Source organism: uncultured Aquimarina sp., from assembly GCF_947496855.1.
Lineage (GTDB): Bacteria > Bacteroidota > Bacteroidia > Flavobacteriales > Flavobacteriaceae > Aquimarina.
Genome location: NZ_CANMED010000006.1, coordinates 385,263 through 402,038 on the forward strand (window position 1 = coordinate 385,263; position 16,776 = coordinate 402,038).

The following is a 16,776-nucleotide window of genomic DNA, read 5'->3' on the forward strand; positions in this document are numbered from 1 at the left end:
CACTTTAAATGGTAGATGGATTAGTAATTATACCTACCTATAATGAAATCGAAAATGTAGAGCGTATTATCAAAAATGTGCTTGCTCTTCAGCGTAATTTTGATATTCTGGTGGTAGATGATAATTCTCCAGACGGAACAGCAGCAAAGATTAAAGAACTGCAGAAGGAGTATCCCGAACATCTTTTTTTAGTAGAACGAAAAGGAAAGCTAGGGTTAGGGACAGCATACATAACCGGTTTTAAATGGGCGTTAGAGCGATCATATGAATATATTTTTGAAATGGATGCGGATTTTTCACATAATCCTAATGATCTGATAAGGTTATATAATGCTTGTGCTAAAGGAACATCAGATGTGGCGATAGGATCAAGATATGTTACAGGAGTAAATGTAGTAAACTGGCCAATGAGCAGGGTATTACTATCTTGGTTAGCATCTAAATATGTTCGTTTTATCACAGGAATGGATGTTCATGATACTACAGCAGGATTTATCTGTTACAAGAGAGAGGTTTTAGAGAAAATTAATCTTGATAAGATTAAGTTCGTAGGATATGCTTTTCAGATTGAAATGAAATTTAAAGCATATTTATCGAAATTTAAAATAAAAGAAGTTCCAGTGGTGTTTACTGATAGGACACGGGGAACTTCTAAAATGAGTAAAGGAATTATTTCTGAAGCAGTTTTTGGCGTGCTAAGAATGAAATTGGAGAGTTTGTTTAATAGTTATGAAATATGATCATGAATAAAGTATTGATTAAGAATACTAACATCGTTAATGAAGGAAAGACTTTTAATGGGGATGTATATATAGAGAATGGTTTTTTTAAAGAAATCGCTTCACAGATAAGTGCCAAATCTCCTGATGTACAAGTTTTTGATGCTGAAGGGAAATATCTTTTACCAGGTGTTATTGATGATCAGGTTCATTTTAGAGAGCCAGGTCTGACGCATAAAGCTACTATAGAAACAGAATCTAGAGCTGCAGTAGCTGGTGGAATTACTTCTTTTATTGAAATGCCTAATACAAATCCACAGGCAACTACTATAGAAAAGCTAGAGGAAAAGTTCGAAATAGCTGCTAAAACCAGTTATGCCAACTATTCTTTCATGTTTGGAGGAACTAACGATAACCTAGAAGAAATATTGAAGGTGGATCGGAATAAGGTTGCAGGGCTTAAGTTGTTTTTAGGTTCTTCTACAGGAAATATGCTGGTGGATAACTTAGAAGTATTAGAAAAGATTTTTTCATCTACAGATTTGTTAATTTCAGTGCATTGTGAAGATGAAGAGACAATAAAAAAGAATACTGCAAAATATAAAGAACAGTACGGTGAAGATATTCCTATTGAGATGCATCCAATTATTAGAAGCGAAGATGCTTGTTATATTTCTTCGTCTAATGCAGTAGCACTTGCTAAAAAGACAGGTGCCAGACTACATGTTTTCCATCTTTCAACGGCAAAGGAATTGAAATTATTTACAAATAAGATTCCGTTAAAAGATAAAAAGATCACTGCAGAAGTTTGTATACATCACCTCTGGTTTTCTGATGAGGATTATAAAGAAAAAGGGACTTTGATAAAATGGAATCCGGCGGTAAAAACATCAAAAGATAGAGATGCATTGTTTGAAGCTTTGCTTAAAGATAAATTAGATGTAATTGCTACAGATCACGCGCCGCATACGAAAGAAGAAAAAGATAATGTATATACAAAAGCACCTTCAGGAGGTCCTTTAGTGCAACATGCATTACCTGCAATGTTAGAGTTTTATCATAGGGGTAAAATTTCATTAGAAAAAATTGTAGAAAAAATGTGCCATAATCCTGCAATTTTATTTCAGGTGGAAAAGAGAGGATATATAAAAGAAGGCTATTGTGCGGATGCAGTTTTAGTGGATCTTAATGCACCTTGGACTGTTAATACAGATAATATAGCATATAAGTGTGGATGGTCTCCATTTGAAGGGACTACCTTTAAATCAAGAATTACACATACTTTTGTAAACGGCAGTCTGGTGTATAAGAATTTTAAATTCTATGATGTTAAGAATGCGCAACGATTAACTTTTGATCGATAAAATAAGCACTAAGAAATTTTGAATATTGAAATTTCTAATGTGAGAATACAGTGGTTATACTCGTTCTCAACTTTATAATTAATTGATAAAATTTAAATGTGAAAAAAGGAATAGTACTTAGTTTTTTTTCTTTAGTTCTTATAGTTTTTTCCTGTCAGAGTCTAGATAGAACACAAAAGCCGGAGAATCTGCTATCAGAAGATAAAATGATAGAGATACTTAGCGATATTGCTTTTGTGAAAGCTGCAAAAGGAAGTTATAAAAAGGTTTTTGATATTGAAAAAATAAACCCTGAATCATATATCTTAAAAAAACACGGTGTAGATAGTTTAGTGTTTGCTGAAAATAATAATTGGTATATAAATCAATTGGATGAATACGAAGAGATTTTTATAAAGGTAAAAAGTAACCTGGAGAAATCGAAGGTAAAATTTGAGAAACTAAAAAAAGAAGAAGATTCGATAAATAAGATAAAGGATTCTATTGTAAGAGCGAAAAAAGGTATTAAAGTCGAAAAAAAATTACCGGGTGATTTACATGAGCTAGAATCTATTGATGAAGAACTACTAATCGAGAAAGAGATAGAAAACGCCATTAAGAAAAGAAAGAAACCTATTCCTCTTTCAGGAAAAAAGAAGCAGTAGTTTCAATTGATTTTGTAACAGGTGTAAAACTATAAATAAGTTCTTTTTTTATCTTTTCATTTTCATAAAAAGAATTAGTGAAAGCACTTTTTATAGAGGATTTGAATATTGATTGTTTAGTTCGGAAAAAGAAATGACTAAACTGTTGTAGATAGTATGCTACTTTCATTAAAAAAGGTGAAATTTTCTTTTTGGGGATAGGTTTGTTAAGAGCTTCAGCGATTAAGGTAAATGCATTTTTGAAACTTAGGTTTTCACTCACCAAGATGTATCTCTCATTTTTTATTTCGCTATTCATAAGGCGGTGCATAATTTTTACTACATCATCAACGGCTACATATCCAGTAGTTCCGGGAGTGTAATATTTCAGGCCTTTATGAATTTTTTTAAATAGATATCCACTACCTGAATTAAAAAAACCAGGACCGATAATGATTCCAGGATTTACAATTACAGCGTTAAGTCCCTCTTGAGTTCCACGCCATACTTCCATCTCTGCACCATACTTGGTAATGGCATAGACAGAATCAGACACCTCTGGATTCCATTCTGCAGTTTCGTTAATTGGATTTTGAGAAGTGTTTTCACTTAAGGTTGCAATTGAACTTACGTAACAAAGCTTTTGTATCTTATTGATCAGTGATAAGTTTACAATATTTGCAGTTCCTTCTATATTTATTTTACGTAACTTTTTGTAATGCGATGGATTGAAAGATATCATAGCTGCGCAGTGATACACCTGAGTAACTCCTTCAAAAGCAACAGTTAATGCAGTAATGTCATTAAGATCTCCTTGTATCCATTCAATAGCATCAAAAGCATTATGATCTTCTGGTTTAGAGCATTTCAAAAAAACTGTTTTTGCGTATTCCTTTTTAACAGTTGTTCTATATAAAGCACGTATCTGATGTTTTTCTGCCACCAGTTTTATTAATAAATGTGTACCTACTAAACCTGTTGCTCCAGTAACTAATATCATAGTATTTATTCTATCACACTAATGTAAACAATTAGGAATAAATATTTTGTTTTACTTATTTAAAAAGAAGCTTTCCTTTTTCTAAGCCAAACTATACTCAAAAATAGTATGATAAACACTGCCAATCCAGTTGCCCAATACCAGGAATAATCATTGCTAAACTGAATTGGAGAAACATCGCCTAACAAATAAAAACCTCCCCAATAAAAAGGGTTTGTACGATTAATGTTAGCGGTGTTTAAATATTGTAACTTTGCCTTTTGTAGCGCTTTTGCTTTATTCATGCCAGCTTTTAAGTTGGTATAGAAATACTTCATCAATTCTGGAGTAGTTTGATCCGATACTTCCCAACTACTTAATAATAGACTTTTAGTTCCCGCATATTGAAATGCAGTTCCTAAACTCATAACACCTTCTCCTTTTGCAATTTTACCTGTACCAGTATTGCAAGCACTTAATACTGTTAACTCTGAAGGGATGTCTAAAGCAAATAATTCGTGACTATACAATAGATTATCTTCTATGGTATCCTTATTTTGAGTGAAAAATAATTTAGAATTTTCTGGTCGTTCATTATCTACCTCACCGTGTAATGCTAGATGTAGAATATTGTACTGGCTAGCATTTTTCTTAAAGTTAGCCTCTACAGCTTCTGATCCGTAGAAATAGTTTCCGTCTATAATATTTGCGATTGCTTTGATTTCTTTGCGAGTTCCAGGGAGGTCATCTCCAGTATCTCTTAGCGTAGCCATACTAAGAGTCTCACTTGTTACAATGTTTGTGCTGTCCGAAAATGAAAATGCTAGACATTCCTTTAATTTATTAGATTTTTCACTGCTTAGGAGAGGGGTAAATAAAAGGTTAGCAGAATTGGCGTAGCTAATCGTATAATCTTTTAATAAATAAGATAGTTTTTTAGGGTTGTTGGAGCTATCATCTTTAGTAAGTAGTAAATCAAAATTAAGATGCCATAATGGGCCATCCGGGCTGATAATCAAATTATCACCAACGATTTGATCTTTGATAGGACTGATCAATTGCTGGTATAGTTCAAGCGCATTACTTTTATAGCTAGCAGTATTTTTATCTGTAATTGATGTTCTTAATTCTTCAATGTTCTCTGTAAGTTTTAGAGTAGTGAGTTTTTTTACATCAATTTTACTTTTTGAAATGGTAAAGGCATAGGTAGCACTATCAGCTGTAAAAAATTCCAAAAAGGTAGTTTTATTATCCAGTTTTTGTTGAATATCATTAACAGAAATAATCTCGTTTTGATGTTTTAGTTGATAATAGTTAGGATAGTTTTTCTCTAAAGCTTCTGTTAAGGAATCTTTCCTTCTAGACAGATTAAATAACTTATTTTCATAGTTCGAAATACTGCCAGAATCTATTTTTTGCGAAGAACGTTCTTTAGTGATTTGCGATTGATAAAAAGCGTGATCAATTCTCAACTTTTTTTCTAATGACACAAGGTTCGAAGGTAAACCTGCAAAGTTTTTTGCATTTGTATCGTTTAATAACCCTTTTAGGGTATTAGCCTTGCTCTTTTCTGAAAACAGAAATGCTTGATGTATTGCATCTTTATGTTGATTGTGATTATGAAGAAGTAATTTAGAATCAATAGCACCTTGATAAATCTCCTTAACTTTGTTAGCAAAAGTTACTCGATCTTTATAATTTGTTAAGGTTTCTCTAATACTATTTGTTAAGGTATCTGCTTTTTGATAAATGCGGATACTATTTTTAAGGCTTTGGACGCTGTCTTTATTTGGAAAGTAATTCTGAAAGGTTTTAGCTTTGAATAGTAAGGTTTCTAAAGCAATATTCGAGTCAAAAAAATGTAAATTTCTACTTTCAGAAATAGAATTTGTTTTTAAGGCGTGTTCGTAATACGTTATGGCTTCTGAAAATTCTTTTGTTTTATTTAAAGTGTTTCCAATATAATTATAAATGTTTGCGACCATTCCGTAATTAATAGTGGATTGATTTAAATTTATACGTACTGCTTTTTTGTAGTTTATTAATGCTTTTTCATATTCTTTTTTTCCATCAAAACTAATACCAATAAGAAAATAAGAATTAGCAATATATTGATGATCTTCTCCAAGCTCATTTAGCCTTATGTTTAAAGCTTTGTTATAAAAATCAAGAGATTTATCATAATCTTTTAAATCATAATAAATGAGTCCAATATTATAATAAGAATTGGATACCCTTATATGCTTATTACCATATAATTTTATATATATCTGTAAAGCTTCTCTGTATTTTGTTAAAGCCTCTTTGTATTGTTTGTTTCCGCGTAGGGCGACGCCAATATTATTTAGATTAGTAGCTACTTCTAGGTTGTTTGAGCCGAAGGTTTCGATAGAAATAATTAATGATTGTTTAAAATATTCTAATGCTTTAGTGTGTTGTTTTTTTGCAATGTAAATTCTTCCAATTTCGTTTAAACTATATGATAGATTTGAATTCTTTTTTTTGTGGCGTTTTTTTATAGATAAGCTTTTTTTATGATATTCTATTGATTTGTCGTATTCTCCTTTAGCATATGAAATGAATCCTAAATTGGTTAATGTAGAAGAAAAACTTATATGATTTTCAGGTAAGATTTTCTTTTTTATTTCATAGGACTTTTGATAATAACTTAGAGCAGTTTCTATATCAGACTTTTTTATTTCGTGATAGTTTCCAATATATTCATAAGAAACTGTTTTTTCGATAGAGTTTTCAGGAAGGTACTTTTTGCATATGTCAAGACTTTTTTTTGCAGCGAAATATGATGAATCTAGTTTTTGGAGTTGAAACTGAATATAGGCTATTTCATTATAGCAATTAGCTACTGTTTTCCATGCTTTCGCATTTTTATATAAGGGTAGTGCCTTTTTAAAATATACAATAGAATTATCTAATTTTCTATCAACTAAAAGAGAATCTGCTTTTTTAAAATACTCAGAAGCTAAAATCGTATCATTTACACTTTGTGCATCGATATAGTTGAAAGAGATTGTTAAAATAAAAAACACACATTTTGTTATATTGAAATAATATTCGAAACGTTTCATAGGGGAATTCTATATTTATTAATAACAAAGAACGTAAAAATGTTACTTTTACATCGTAAAAGAAAATTCACAAATTTAAGGTAACAGATTACTGTTTGGTGATATTAACTTATGAATAACCCCAAAGAACGTAAGATTTTAGAAGGAATTGCAGATGGAGATACTGTAGTTATAAAAGCTTTCTATAAAAAGAATTACAATTATATAAGAGGTTATATTCTTCAGAATTCTGGGGAAGAGGAGGATGCAGAAGATGTGTTTCAGGATGCGTTGGTCGTTATGTATGAAAAACTAAGGTCAGATACACTGGATATTAATGTTTCGATACGAACTTATTTTTATGCCGTTTGTAAGAATATTTGGAGAAGTCGATTACGCAAGAAAAAAAAGCTAATCTTTGATAATGAGTTAATAGAAGCTAATGAAGAATCAGAAGAGTATATTATAGAAGATATAGAAAAAAAAGAAAGGGAGCATGTGTATCGCAAATACTTCCTTACATTAAGTGATGCATGTAAAAAGGTGTTAGGTTTGGTTTTTGCTGGCAATAACATGAAAGAAATAGCTCGTATTACTGGATATGCAGAAGGGTATGCGCGAAAAAAGAAATTTGAGTGTAAAAAATCTTTATTCGATAAGGTAGAAAAAGATCCTATGTATCAGGAGTTAAAAATAACTTCTGAAAAAGAAGTATAATATGGAAAGAACTCAGGAATTATTTGAAAAAATAGAAGGGTATCTTGCACAGACATTATCCAAGGAAGAATTGCTTGCTTTTGAAAAAGAAATAGCTGAAGATTCCGAACTTAAACATGAACTAGAAAAGCAACGTGAGCTACATCAAGTATTGAGAGATAGGGATACACTTGATTTTAAAGAGAAATTACAAAAAATCAGTGCAGAAGTAAAAGAAGAACAATCTAAAAGTAATATCTATTTTTCATATTGGAAAATTGCAGCCTCTATTGTTATTATCCTCGGCCTAGGAACATTGTTATGGAATAACTTAAGTAAAACAGATAGCTTCTCGGATTTGTATGCTTCGTATTATACACTGTATCCGGCAGAAGATAGTACGAGAGGCGATACTGCAAACGAATGGGGTGACGTTGTCAAAAATTATACTAAAGGTAATTATGATGCAGTAATCTCCAAACTTGAGAAAACTACTTCGCTTATTACATCAGAACAGTTTAGATTGTATCTAGGTAATAGTTATCTTAATACGGGAAAAGAACAAGAAGCATTATTACAATTTCAGATGATAAGCGATACCAGCAGGTACGGTGAAGCTGCTAATTGGTATCGTGCACTTACACATCTTAAGCTGGGGGATATCAAAAAATCTTCAGAGATACTCAATAAAATCATTAATTATAATGGAATCTACAAAGAAAAAGCAATGCAATTAAAAGCGGAGCTGAAGGAGTGATAAAAGACTATGTTGAGAAAACGATTTTTCAGTTATTCATAGTGCTATATAATCCATATTTTTATCTTTGCCGCGTCTAATTGAATTATATTACAATGGCTGTAAATTTTATAGAAGAACTACGCTGGAGAGGGATGTTGCATGATGCTATGCCTGGTACAGAAGAATACCTAATGGAACAAATGAGAGCGGCATATGTAGGCTTTGATCCTACTGCAGACTCTTTACATATAGGGAATCTAGTACCTATTATGTTATTAGCACATTATCAACGTGCTGGTCATAAGCCTTTTGCTTTAGTTGGTGGTGCCACCGGAATGATTGGAGATCCATCTGGTAAATCAGCTGAACGAAATCTTCTAGACGAAAAAACCTTACGACACAATCAGGAAGCTATCAAATCACAGTTGGCGCAGTTTTTAGATTTTGAAAGCTCTGCTGCTAACGCTGCTGTGTTAGTGAATAATTATGATTGGATGAAAGATTTTTCATTTCTTGATTTTATTAGGGATGTAGGTAAGCATATTACAGTAAACTATATGATGGCTAAGGATTCTGTGAAAAATAGAATTTCTTCGGAGTCTTCTGATGGAATGTCTTTTACAGAGTTTACCTACCAATTGGTGCAGGGATATGATTTCTTACATTTATATAGAGAGCACGATTGCACGTTACAGATGGGTGGTAGTGATCAATGGGGAAACATCACTACAGGTACTGAGTTGATAAGGCGTATTGGTGGAGGAAAAGGATATGCATTGACCTGCCCGTTAATTACGAAGTCTGATGGGTCTAAGTTCGGTAAATCTGAAGGAGGAAATGTTTGGTTAGATGCTAAAAGAACATCACCATATAAATTTTATCAATACTGGTTAAATACGAGTGATGAGGATGCTGAGAAGTATATTAGGATTTTTACTTTTTTGAATAAAGAAGAAATCGAAAGTCTAATTGCTGCACATGCAGAAGCTCCGCATCAGAGAATTCTTCAGAAAAAATTGGCAGAAGAGATTACTATTATGGTACACTCTCAGCAAGATCTGGATAATGCCATCAAAGCATCTAATATATTATTCGGAAAGTCTACTTCCGAAGACTTAAAAGATTTAGATGAAGCTACATTTCTGGATGTTTTTGAAGGAGTGCCTCAAGCTGAAATTTCTAAAGATTCGATCAATGTTGGATTAGATATTATAGGAGCGTTAGCAGAGCACACAGAATTCCTGAAGTCTAATGGAGAAGCAAGAAGAGCTCTAAAGGAGAATTCTATCTCTGTAAATAAAGAAAAGGTAAAAGAAGGGTATGCTATTACTTCTAATGATTTGATTAATGATCAATTTGTTTTATTGCAAAGAGGAAAGAAAAACTATTTTGTAATCAGAGTTGTATAGCGTATTCTAAGATTTGATAATATTATAAAAGGCGCATACATTATCTTTATGTATACGCCTTTTTCTATATTATGAGGCGAAACTTAGTTATAAATCTTATTAACTACTCTTACATCTCTGTTGCTCAATCCATTTCTTTGAACATTAAAGGTGTTACCGTTTTTTCGTACAATAGTCGGTTGACCATTCTTAGAAAAAAAGAAAGAACCATACATCATTACTGATCCTAAGTCAAAATTAGTAGTTTTTACATTAGAGGCTGCTTCTTTTCTAAAATTGCCTTCTCTACCAGGAGTAATATTCTGAAAGTTTATAGTTACATTTTGATCTCGTCTTGGATGCGATTGTTCATGGAACATACCTACGGCATGACCGATTTCATGGATTGTGTTACCTGTAGAACAACCACTGCCAACAGATATAATCTGGCGACCTCCTATTTTACCAATATAAGAATAGCACCCTCCATCATTTGTAAAATAAACATAATTACGTTGATTGGTTCTCTTTACAAAACGAACTTTAGTTTTGTTTTTCCAGTGGTTCATTGCGTTAGTTACACGGCTTTTGTTAGGTAACCTACTATCTACTACATAAGGGACAACATAGGTGTTTCCTGATTTTGGCCATCTTCTAGAAGAGTTATTAAGAATAGTTCCCTTTTCAATACTATTGGTTTCTTCTACTTGTTCTGGTGATAAGATCATATCTCCTAAAATTAAGTTCCCATCTACTTGACTGAACTCAGTATCAGTGCCGAAAAAAGGTTTAATAACTGTCTGCTCATTAGAAGTAAAAGGATACTTTTCTGATGAGGTGTCAGATTTTGAAAATTCTTGTGTCACTTCTTCTGATACAGAATCGTTTTGGCAATTTACAAATAACATTGCCGATACTCCGAAAGCGGTTACGCTTAAAAACTTTTTGATTTTCATTGTGTTAAAATTTAAGTTGGACTTCTATAACGTAAAATTCAGTCTTAATATTTTAATCCTGTAGAGTATTTAATAATAGTATTTTATCAGATTACAATACTATAATAGCCTAGAAAAAACAAAGCCTGCAAGAATTTCTTCTTAGCAGGCTTTGTCAACTAACCAATCAATTATTGAAAAAAACTTAGCATTCTATATGTGTATCGAAGTATTCGATTATTTTTTTATTTTTATTTTTTGCCAATTCACATCAGCTTTATTTTTTAATGTTACGGCTCCTTCATCATTCCACTTGGTTAAAGTGTTTATTCCCCAAGAGTTATAGAATAGATACAATTTGCCATCTCTTATTTCATATGTTTCAGGATCAATATCTACTTTTTCAGCTTTGGCTCCAACGGCATAAGCACAGTAACCTCCATATTGAGGGATAAACTTTTCTGGGTTATTTTTAAATTTTTCCAGATTTGCTTGACTTGCAAATTTATATTTCACCTTATCACGTGTAGCTATAAATTTGCTTTCTCCTTTTATGGTTTTATTGTTAAAGTACTCAGTAACATCATATCCTTCAGCTACAAACCCTTTCTTAACATTATAATCAATCTGCTGTGCAGTTATAATAGCACTTAATCCTAAAAACAGTAAGAGAATGAACTTTTTCATTTTGTGTAATTGTTTTTCCTATTGTTACACCCATTCAGTCGTAAAAAAATAAGAACATTACAGTTTTAACATAATTATAAGTTTTTAGAAGATATATGAAGTATCTAACATTCTTTTAGTCTAAAAATTACTTACACTTATAAATACGATATTTAAAACTAAAAGTTGCAAAAAAAATAAAGTCTGCCAGAATTTATTCTTTGCAGACTTTACCAATCAATTATTGAAAAAAAACGTAATCTTATATATGGGCATCGATGGGATTGCTTTTAAATTTTTCTAAGTTAGCCTGACTTGGAAACTTTAATTTTACATTGTCATGAGTAGTTATGTAACTGCTTTTTCCCTCTACCGCTTTGTTATCGAAATATTCGGTAACATCGTATCCTTCTGCAACATATCCATCATCAGTATTGTAATCTATTTGTTGTGCATTTAGTGTTAGTGTAAATATAAGTAGTAGTGTTGTTATTAATTTATTCATTGTAATGATTGTTTATTGTGATAATGGGGAATTAGATCGTAAAAAGAAGAGAACCTTACGGAATTGATAAACTAAGAGGGAGTAATTGTGAAAGAAAGGTACTTATAAAACCATTAAATTACATCCTCTAATATCACTATGGTCAAATCTACCAAGAATTTCAAAACTACCATTATCGTGTGTTTTGCCAAGATCTTGTGTAGCAATAAATGAACAAGAATTTATGTTTGCCAGATCAATAATATTGACACCTCCAGTTTTATTAACGGGTAGTAGAGTTAAAGCATCTTCAGTATCACGAGTTGAAACTTTCATCCAAGGAGGGCAATAAAAAATTCCATCTGCTTTAGAATACGCTTGAGACAATAATTCAGTCATGCCGTATTCACTATGAATTTTCGGTACACCAAAACCCTTTTTAAGAATCTCGTGTAGTTGTCCTCGTATCATTTCTTTTCTTCTGCCTTTCATTCCTCCAGTTTCCATAATGATCGTATCATCATTTAGTTGGATATCATAGTTTTCGATAAGATCTAATAACGCAAAAGAAACTCCTATAAGTAATACTTTTTCACCTTGTTTGGTTAGTTGTTTTAGCATTGTTACCAACTTTTCTGTTTGGTCAAGATAGAATCCACTTTTTGGTTGCTGACTTTCTTTAATTAGTTTGTCTGCCATATAAACCAAGGAAGAGCCTTCGCGATCTAAATAGGATGGTAAAAGAGCTAAAATTGTATAATCTTTTATATTTCCATAAAAATATTGAAATCCCTTTCTAAAGCTACTTTCATAAATATTTAAATTAGTCACATAATGTTTACTAGTGATGCTTCCTGTGGTTCCGCTACTGGTAAAGATTTGTTGAATGTTAGATGAAGAGGTAACGATTTTTTCTCGCTTGAAAAATTCAATGGGCAGAAATGGAATATTACGGCTATTTTTTACAGAACTTTTAGTAATTCCTAAAAGGTTACAAAATCGCTGGTATATTCCACAATTAACATACTGATAATGAAAAACTCTCAATGCAGCTTTTTCAAAATCTTGATCATTTTGAATTCTAAAAATAGTCTCAGCTAACATACGAGTCGATAGGGTGTTTTGTTTAAAACAAAGGTATAAAAAAACACTCTGTATGAATAGAGTGTTTTTTATATATTATTTTGATTTTTGGTTAGATTACCAATAGTACATTTGTATTGAATTAATAGAAATTAATCATTGATTAAACTCTATTGTCTTACCAGTTTTTTAGCGGTGGTGAAATCACCAATTTTCATTCTAAGAACATATACTCCTGGAGGTAGTGCAGAAATGTTTAATTTTTCTGTAGTAATAACTTTATATAGTACTGTTTTGCCTAAAACGTTAAAAACTCTACAGGTAATTGACTTTCCAGATTTAGACGTTATATTAAGAATATCGCCAGAAACAGGATTAGGAAATACTTGAATTTTTTCTTCTTGATCAGCAGTATTAAAGGATGATTGAGCCTGTACTCCAGTAGAAAAGAAGAGGCTAAAAAAACCAATAAATATGAGTAGTAAGTAGATTTTTTTCATAAAACTTTATTTTGGGACTATAAAAGTACAATATTTTATTAATAATTGAGTTTGGGAGTTCATTTTTTTAATGTTAAATCTCTACTAATAATAAATTTGCTTTCATGTGTACGGTTTTACCTTTTAGTGGTTAAGGTTTTTTGTTTGTTTTGCAGTTTCGTAAAAAAAACGGATATTTACATTGTTATGAAGTTATAAAGAATTATGTACGTCTTTTTGGAAATATCGACCTCGGTATTAGTAAGCTAGAGAAACTTCTCTAGCATTCTCCATTTATTTCTTTTTTTTTAAACGTAATTCTTTTTCTTATGATACAAAATAAACTCACCCTTACCAAACTATTTTCTTATTTTAAAATAGCTATTACAGGCAAAGAACAACAATTTACTTCTGGTAGTATTCGTAGAGCTGTATTTATGCTTGCAATTCCTATGATCTTAGAAATGATCATGGAATCTATTTTTGCATTGGTAGATATCTATTGGGTTTCCAGTCTTGGCGAAAATGCCATTGCTACGGTAGGGTTAACAGAATCGGTAATCACTTTAATTTATGCAGTAGCCATTGGACTCAGTATGGGAGTAACTGCTATCGTAGCTCGTAGAGTTGGTGAAGAAGATATCGAGGGAGCTTCCCAGGCGTCGGTACAGGCCATATTTTTAGGAATTTTGGTGGCGATAATCATCAGTGTAGTCGGAATACTTTTTCCAAAAGAGATTTTGGCACTTATGGGAGGCGAACCTGATTTAATCGCAGAAGGATATGGATATACGCAGGTGTTACTGGGTGGAAACATCACTATAATGTTGTTGTTTTTAATAAATGCTGTTTTCCGAGGGGCAGGTGATGCTTCTGTGGCGATGAAAGTATTGATTTTTTCTAACCTTTTAAATATTATTCTCGATCCGCTTTTTATTTTTGGTTTTGGACCAATTCCAAGTTTTGGTGTGCAGGGAGCTGCTATTGCAACAACAATTGGGAGAGGTAGTGCAGTCTTGTTACAATTAGCGATTCTTTTCTTTGGATGGAGTAAAATTAAAGTATCTTTTAAAGATATTGTTTTACGCTCTAAAGTGATGATTAATTTGATTAAAGTGTCTCTTGGGGGAATTGGTCAATTTATTATCGGGACATCCAGCTGGGTGTTTTTAATGAGAATCATGGCAGAATTTGGTAGCGAAGTGTTAGCGGGATACACAATTGCAATCAGAGTATTGATGTTTACACTAATGCCATCTTGGGGGATGAGTAATGCTGCTGCAACACTTGTAGGGCAAAATCTTGGAGCTGGTAAGCCTGAACGGGCAGAAAAATCTGTATGGAAAACCGCAAAGTATAATGCATATTTTATGATTTTCGTATCCATACTTTACTTAATTTTTGCCGAAGGTATTATCAGAATTTTTAGTACAGAACCTGAAGTTGTAAAATATGGAGCATTGAGTTTGCGTGTAATCGCTGCCGGATATGTGTTTTATGCATATGGGATGGTTGTTATTCAATCCTTTAATGGAGCAGGAGATACGAAGACACCAACCGTTATTAACTTTTTTTGTTTCTGGGTATTCCAGTTGCCCTTCGCATATTTGGCAGCAATCGTTTTTGATTGGGGAGCAATGGGTGTATTTTTAGCAATTACTTTTGCCGAAATTTTAATTGCAGTTGTTGGCATTCTATGGTTTAGAAAAGGGAATTGGAAATCGGTGAAAGTGTAAGTAAGATATGAGGAGTTTTTTGTGGATCTTACTTTTATGAAAAGCTTTATAAAGGCTCTCTCCCTTTGGTGAAAGGGGAGAATGAATTTTGATGCTTTGGGCATCAAAAGAAAGATGGCTTTTATTACATGCAACGTTTAAGCATTTCTTCACACTCTTCGTCTTTATACTTTTCTTAGGGAAAGTATAAATCCACCTCCCTTTGTCTAAAATGAGGAACTGTTCTCGACTATGCTTTATACCATAAAAAAACCGGAAATCAGACCTGATTTCCGGTTAAAGTATTAGAATAGCTATGGTTTTTACATCTCTAATTTTTCACAATTTTATAAGTATCTGTACCATTTTTGATAATATAAAAACCTTTAGGCAGATTTTGAATAAAAGCTTTTTCTTCTTCTTTATTTGCAACTTTTCTTTCTATAACAAGTGTGCCTTGAGAATTGTAAACAGTTAACTCAAATTGAGTATTTGTATTCTTTTGTCTAGAAATAGGAAAAGGTGAAATGATAGATGTTATATTTTCTTCAGTATATGTAATCGGGATTGCCAAAAGGTTATCAGCTTCACCAGTTGTACCTTCGTTATTTGAGTTATCTGTGTCAATATCTACCAAAATAAAATAATTTCCATTAGCAAGACCTCCATTATTATTAATGTCCCATCCATTGATTGTTGTTTGGATACCATAAGAACTATTTACATTACGACTAGGCATATTAATAGTTTTTAAGAGTTTGTCACTACTACCAATTGTATTGTTCAGAGAAAAGTAGAATTTGACTTTTGCACTATTAGAGGTAGCGTTACCAATATTCCTAATTTCCAATCTATTAAAGCCAATGCTGCCAACACCACCATTTGCAATTAAATGACGTTTCCCGCTATTAAAGAATAAATCAAGCCAAGGAAAGCAAGTTGTACATTGAGAAAAAACTTGAGACGCGTCTAAATCGACAGCCAAATTTGGATTTCCAAGGGGACATCCATTATTAGATGCAGGTCCAGCTTCATTAGGGCAATCATCCTGAGTGTTGGATATTCCGTCACCATCATTATCACCGTCAGGTATTGTATATAGGTAGGTTTGAGAGTTTCCTTGATATTCTACTACTAAATAGAATTTTTTTGAAGTACTGGTGGTGAAACTTCTGCCATTCCAATTGTAAGCAATACTTACCCACATAGACTTTGTAGTGTAAGAATTAAATGAAAGATTATCATCACCTTCTCTATTCCATCTAATCAGGCCTATAAGATTATTTGATGTTACTGATTCTGCATAAGCCTTTAACTTGATCTCATTGTAGCCATAGTTTCCTTGTATGTCAAATTTATAATCAAAACGTTGACCACTATTCCAGGTAAAACTTTGATTAAGAGGTGAGGTTACTTGAAAATTTTGAATATCTATTTGCGAATTAGCCTGGATTGATAACAGTAAAAACATTAAAATTGATAAGAGTTTAATTTTTTTCATGATAAAAGTTTTAAAAGTTAATTTATTAAAGTGTTTTGATTTTGAAATGTGTTAACTCTGATTGTAGGCTTATTTTACTATTTTAATGAAAGTTAATTTCAGGTTATGATAAGTTGTTTTTTAATAGAAAAGAGTATATACTTTTTTTATAAAGTTATCTTTAAAACAACCAAGTGGGGAAAAATCACCTTTACCAAATGATTATAATACGATTATGCGAGTGTAAAGTGCTATTATTATATAAGGGAGATGGATATCAAAACATCAAATTGTTATCGGTTCTTATTATAACAATATTAGTATTTATCTAAGTGATTTTGACTTTTAGAAAAGGGAGGTG

The 16,776-nt window shown here is 32.0% G+C and carries 15 protein-coding genes; 7 read left to right on the forward strand and 8 right to left on the reverse strand.

Annotated elements, in window-relative coordinates:
• Positions 1-8: 8 nt before the first annotated feature.
• The 3 genes from Q0921_RS19130 (at position 9) to Q0921_RS19140 (ending at position 2,727) form a co-directional block, all read left to right on the forward strand.
• A complete protein-coding gene (locus tag Q0921_RS19130; protein ID WP_299259723.1) occupies positions 9-740 on the forward strand; it encodes a polyprenol monophosphomannose synthase in 732 nt (243 codons plus the stop codon).
• 2 nt (positions 741-742) lie between these two features.
• Complete coding sequence (locus tag Q0921_RS19135) at positions 743-2,083, forward strand: dihydroorotase (protein WP_299259725.1); 1,341 nt, start codon at positions 743-745, stop codon at positions 2,081-2,083.
• A gap of 98 nt (positions 2,084-2,181) precedes the next feature.
• Complete coding sequence (locus Q0921_RS19140; protein ID WP_299259727.1) at positions 2,182-2,727, forward strand: DUF4296 domain-containing protein; 546 nt, start codon at positions 2,182-2,184, stop codon at positions 2,725-2,727.
• Here the strand turns inward: Q0921_RS19140 and Q0921_RS19145 are convergent.
• Both Q0921_RS19145 and Q0921_RS19150 read right to left on the reverse strand, forming a co-directional pair.
• Positions 2,696-3,706, reverse strand: coding sequence for an NAD-dependent epimerase/dehydratase family protein (locus Q0921_RS19145; RefSeq protein ID WP_299259729.1), 1,011 nt, complete (start codon positions 3,704-3,706; stop codon positions 2,696-2,698). The genes Q0921_RS19140 and Q0921_RS19145 overlap by 32 nt on opposite strands.
• Before the next feature lie 59 nt (positions 3,707-3,765).
• Complete coding sequence (locus Q0921_RS19150) at positions 3,766-6,771, reverse strand: tetratricopeptide repeat protein (protein WP_299259731.1); 3,006 nt, start codon at positions 6,769-6,771, stop codon at positions 3,766-3,768.
• A 111-nt stretch (positions 6,772-6,882) separates the two neighbouring features.
• On the opposite strand from Q0921_RS19150, the gene Q0921_RS19155 reads away from it, so the two are divergent.
• The 3 genes from Q0921_RS19155 (at position 6,883) to tyrS (ending at position 9,594) form a co-directional block, all read left to right on the forward strand.
• On the forward strand, positions 6,883-7,467 hold the full coding sequence (locus tag Q0921_RS19155) for a sigma-70 family RNA polymerase sigma factor (RefSeq protein ID WP_299259733.1): 585 nt from the start codon (positions 6,883-6,885) through the stop codon (positions 7,465-7,467).
• A 1-nt stretch (position 7,468) separates the two neighbouring features.
• A complete protein-coding gene (locus tag Q0921_RS19160) occupies positions 7,469-8,203 on the forward strand; it encodes a hypothetical protein (RefSeq protein WP_299259735.1) in 735 nt (244 codons plus the stop codon).
• Between the two features lie 95 nt (positions 8,204-8,298).
• On the forward strand, positions 8,299-9,594 hold the full coding sequence (gene tyrS / locus Q0921_RS19165; protein WP_299259737.1) for a tyrosine--tRNA ligase: 1,296 nt from the start codon (positions 8,299-8,301) through the stop codon (positions 9,592-9,594).
• Positions 9,595-9,677: 83 nt separating this feature from the next.
• On the opposite strand, the gene Q0921_RS19170 is transcribed toward tyrS, so the two are convergent.
• The 5 genes from Q0921_RS19170 to Q0921_RS19190 all read right to left on the reverse strand — a co-directional run bounded on the left by Q0921_RS19170 (position 9,678) and on the right by Q0921_RS19190 (position 13,241).
• Positions 9,678-10,529: a M12 family metallopeptidase gene (locus tag Q0921_RS19170; RefSeq protein ID WP_299259739.1), complete on the reverse strand. Its 852-nt coding sequence runs from the start codon at positions 10,527-10,529 to the stop codon at positions 9,678-9,680.
• A gap of 216 nt (positions 10,530-10,745) precedes the next feature.
• Entirely contained in the window at positions 10,746-11,195 is a 450-nt protein-coding gene (locus Q0921_RS19175) for a YHS domain-containing (seleno)protein (RefSeq protein ID WP_299259741.1), read from the reverse strand.
• A 241-nt stretch (positions 11,196-11,436) separates the two neighbouring features.
• Positions 11,437-11,679 (reverse strand): hypothetical protein, encoded by a 243-nt coding sequence (locus tag Q0921_RS19180; RefSeq protein WP_299259743.1) that lies wholly within the window; start codon positions 11,677-11,679, stop codon positions 11,437-11,439.
• 102 nt (positions 11,680-11,781) lie between these two features.
• Entirely contained in the window at positions 11,782-12,762 is a 981-nt protein-coding gene (locus tag Q0921_RS19185; RefSeq protein WP_299259745.1) for an acyl transferase, read from the reverse strand.
• A gap of 149 nt (positions 12,763-12,911) precedes the next feature.
• Positions 12,912-13,241 (reverse strand): T9SS type A sorting domain-containing protein, encoded by a 330-nt coding sequence (locus Q0921_RS19190; RefSeq protein ID WP_299259747.1) that lies wholly within the window; start codon positions 13,239-13,241, stop codon positions 12,912-12,914.
• 308 nt (positions 13,242-13,549) lie between these two features.
• Here Q0921_RS19190 and Q0921_RS19195 point away from each other — a divergent pair, with 308 nt between their 5' ends.
• Positions 13,550-14,956: an MATE family efflux transporter gene (locus tag Q0921_RS19195; RefSeq protein ID WP_299259749.1), complete on the forward strand. Its 1,407-nt coding sequence runs from the start codon at positions 13,550-13,552 to the stop codon at positions 14,954-14,956.
• A gap of 310 nt (positions 14,957-15,266) precedes the next feature.
• On the opposite strand, the gene Q0921_RS19200 is transcribed toward Q0921_RS19195, so the two are convergent.
• On the reverse strand, positions 15,267-16,436 hold the full coding sequence (locus tag Q0921_RS19200) for a T9SS type A sorting domain-containing protein (protein WP_299259751.1): 1,170 nt from the start codon (positions 16,434-16,436) through the stop codon (positions 15,267-15,269).
• Positions 16,437-16,776: the final 340 nt, after the last annotated feature.

Coding starts and splice junctions, on each gene's coding strand:
- Q0921_RS19200 (WP_299259751.1), bottom strand. CDS start 16,436: ATGAAAAAAATTAAACTCTTATCAATTTTAATGTTTTTACTGTTATCA.
- Q0921_RS19150 (WP_299259731.1), bottom strand. CDS start 6,771: ATGAAACGTTTCGAATATTATTTCAATATAACAAAATGTGTGTTTTTT.
- Q0921_RS19185 (WP_299259745.1), bottom strand. CDS start 12,762: ATGTTAGCTGAGACTATTTTTAGAATTCAAAATGATCAAGATTTTGAA.
- Q0921_RS19190 (WP_299259747.1), bottom strand. CDS start 13,241: ATGAAAAAAATCTACTTACTACTCATATTTATTGGTTTTTTTAGCCTC.
- Q0921_RS19155 (WP_299259733.1), top strand. CDS start 6,883: ATGAATAACCCCAAAGAACGTAAGATTTTAGAAGGAATTGCAGATGGA.
- Q0921_RS19170 (WP_299259739.1), bottom strand. CDS start 10,529: ATGAAAATCAAAAAGTTTTTAAGCGTAACCGCTTTCGGAGTATCGGCA.
- Q0921_RS19135 (WP_299259725.1), top strand. CDS start 743: ATGAATAAAGTATTGATTAAGAATACTAACATCGTTAATGAAGGAAAG.
- Q0921_RS19145 (WP_299259729.1), bottom strand. CDS start 3,706: ATGATATTAGTTACTGGAGCAACAGGTTTAGTAGGTACACATTTATTA.
- Q0921_RS19180 (WP_299259743.1), bottom strand. CDS start 11,679: ATGAATAAATTAATAACAACACTACTACTTATATTTACACTAACACTA.
- tyrS (WP_299259737.1), top strand. CDS start 8,299: ATGGCTGTAAATTTTATAGAAGAACTACGCTGGAGAGGGATGTTGCAT.
- Q0921_RS19130 (WP_299259723.1), top strand. CDS start 9: ATGGTAGATGGATTAGTAATTATACCTACCTATAATGAAATCGAAAAT.
- Q0921_RS19175 (WP_299259741.1), bottom strand. CDS start 11,195: ATGAAAAAGTTCATTCTCTTACTGTTTTTAGGATTAAGTGCTATTATA.
- Q0921_RS19160 (WP_299259735.1), top strand. CDS start 7,469: ATGGAAAGAACTCAGGAATTATTTGAAAAAATAGAAGGGTATCTTGCA.
- Q0921_RS19195 (WP_299259749.1), top strand. CDS start 13,550: ATGATACAAAATAAACTCACCCTTACCAAACTATTTTCTTATTTTAAA.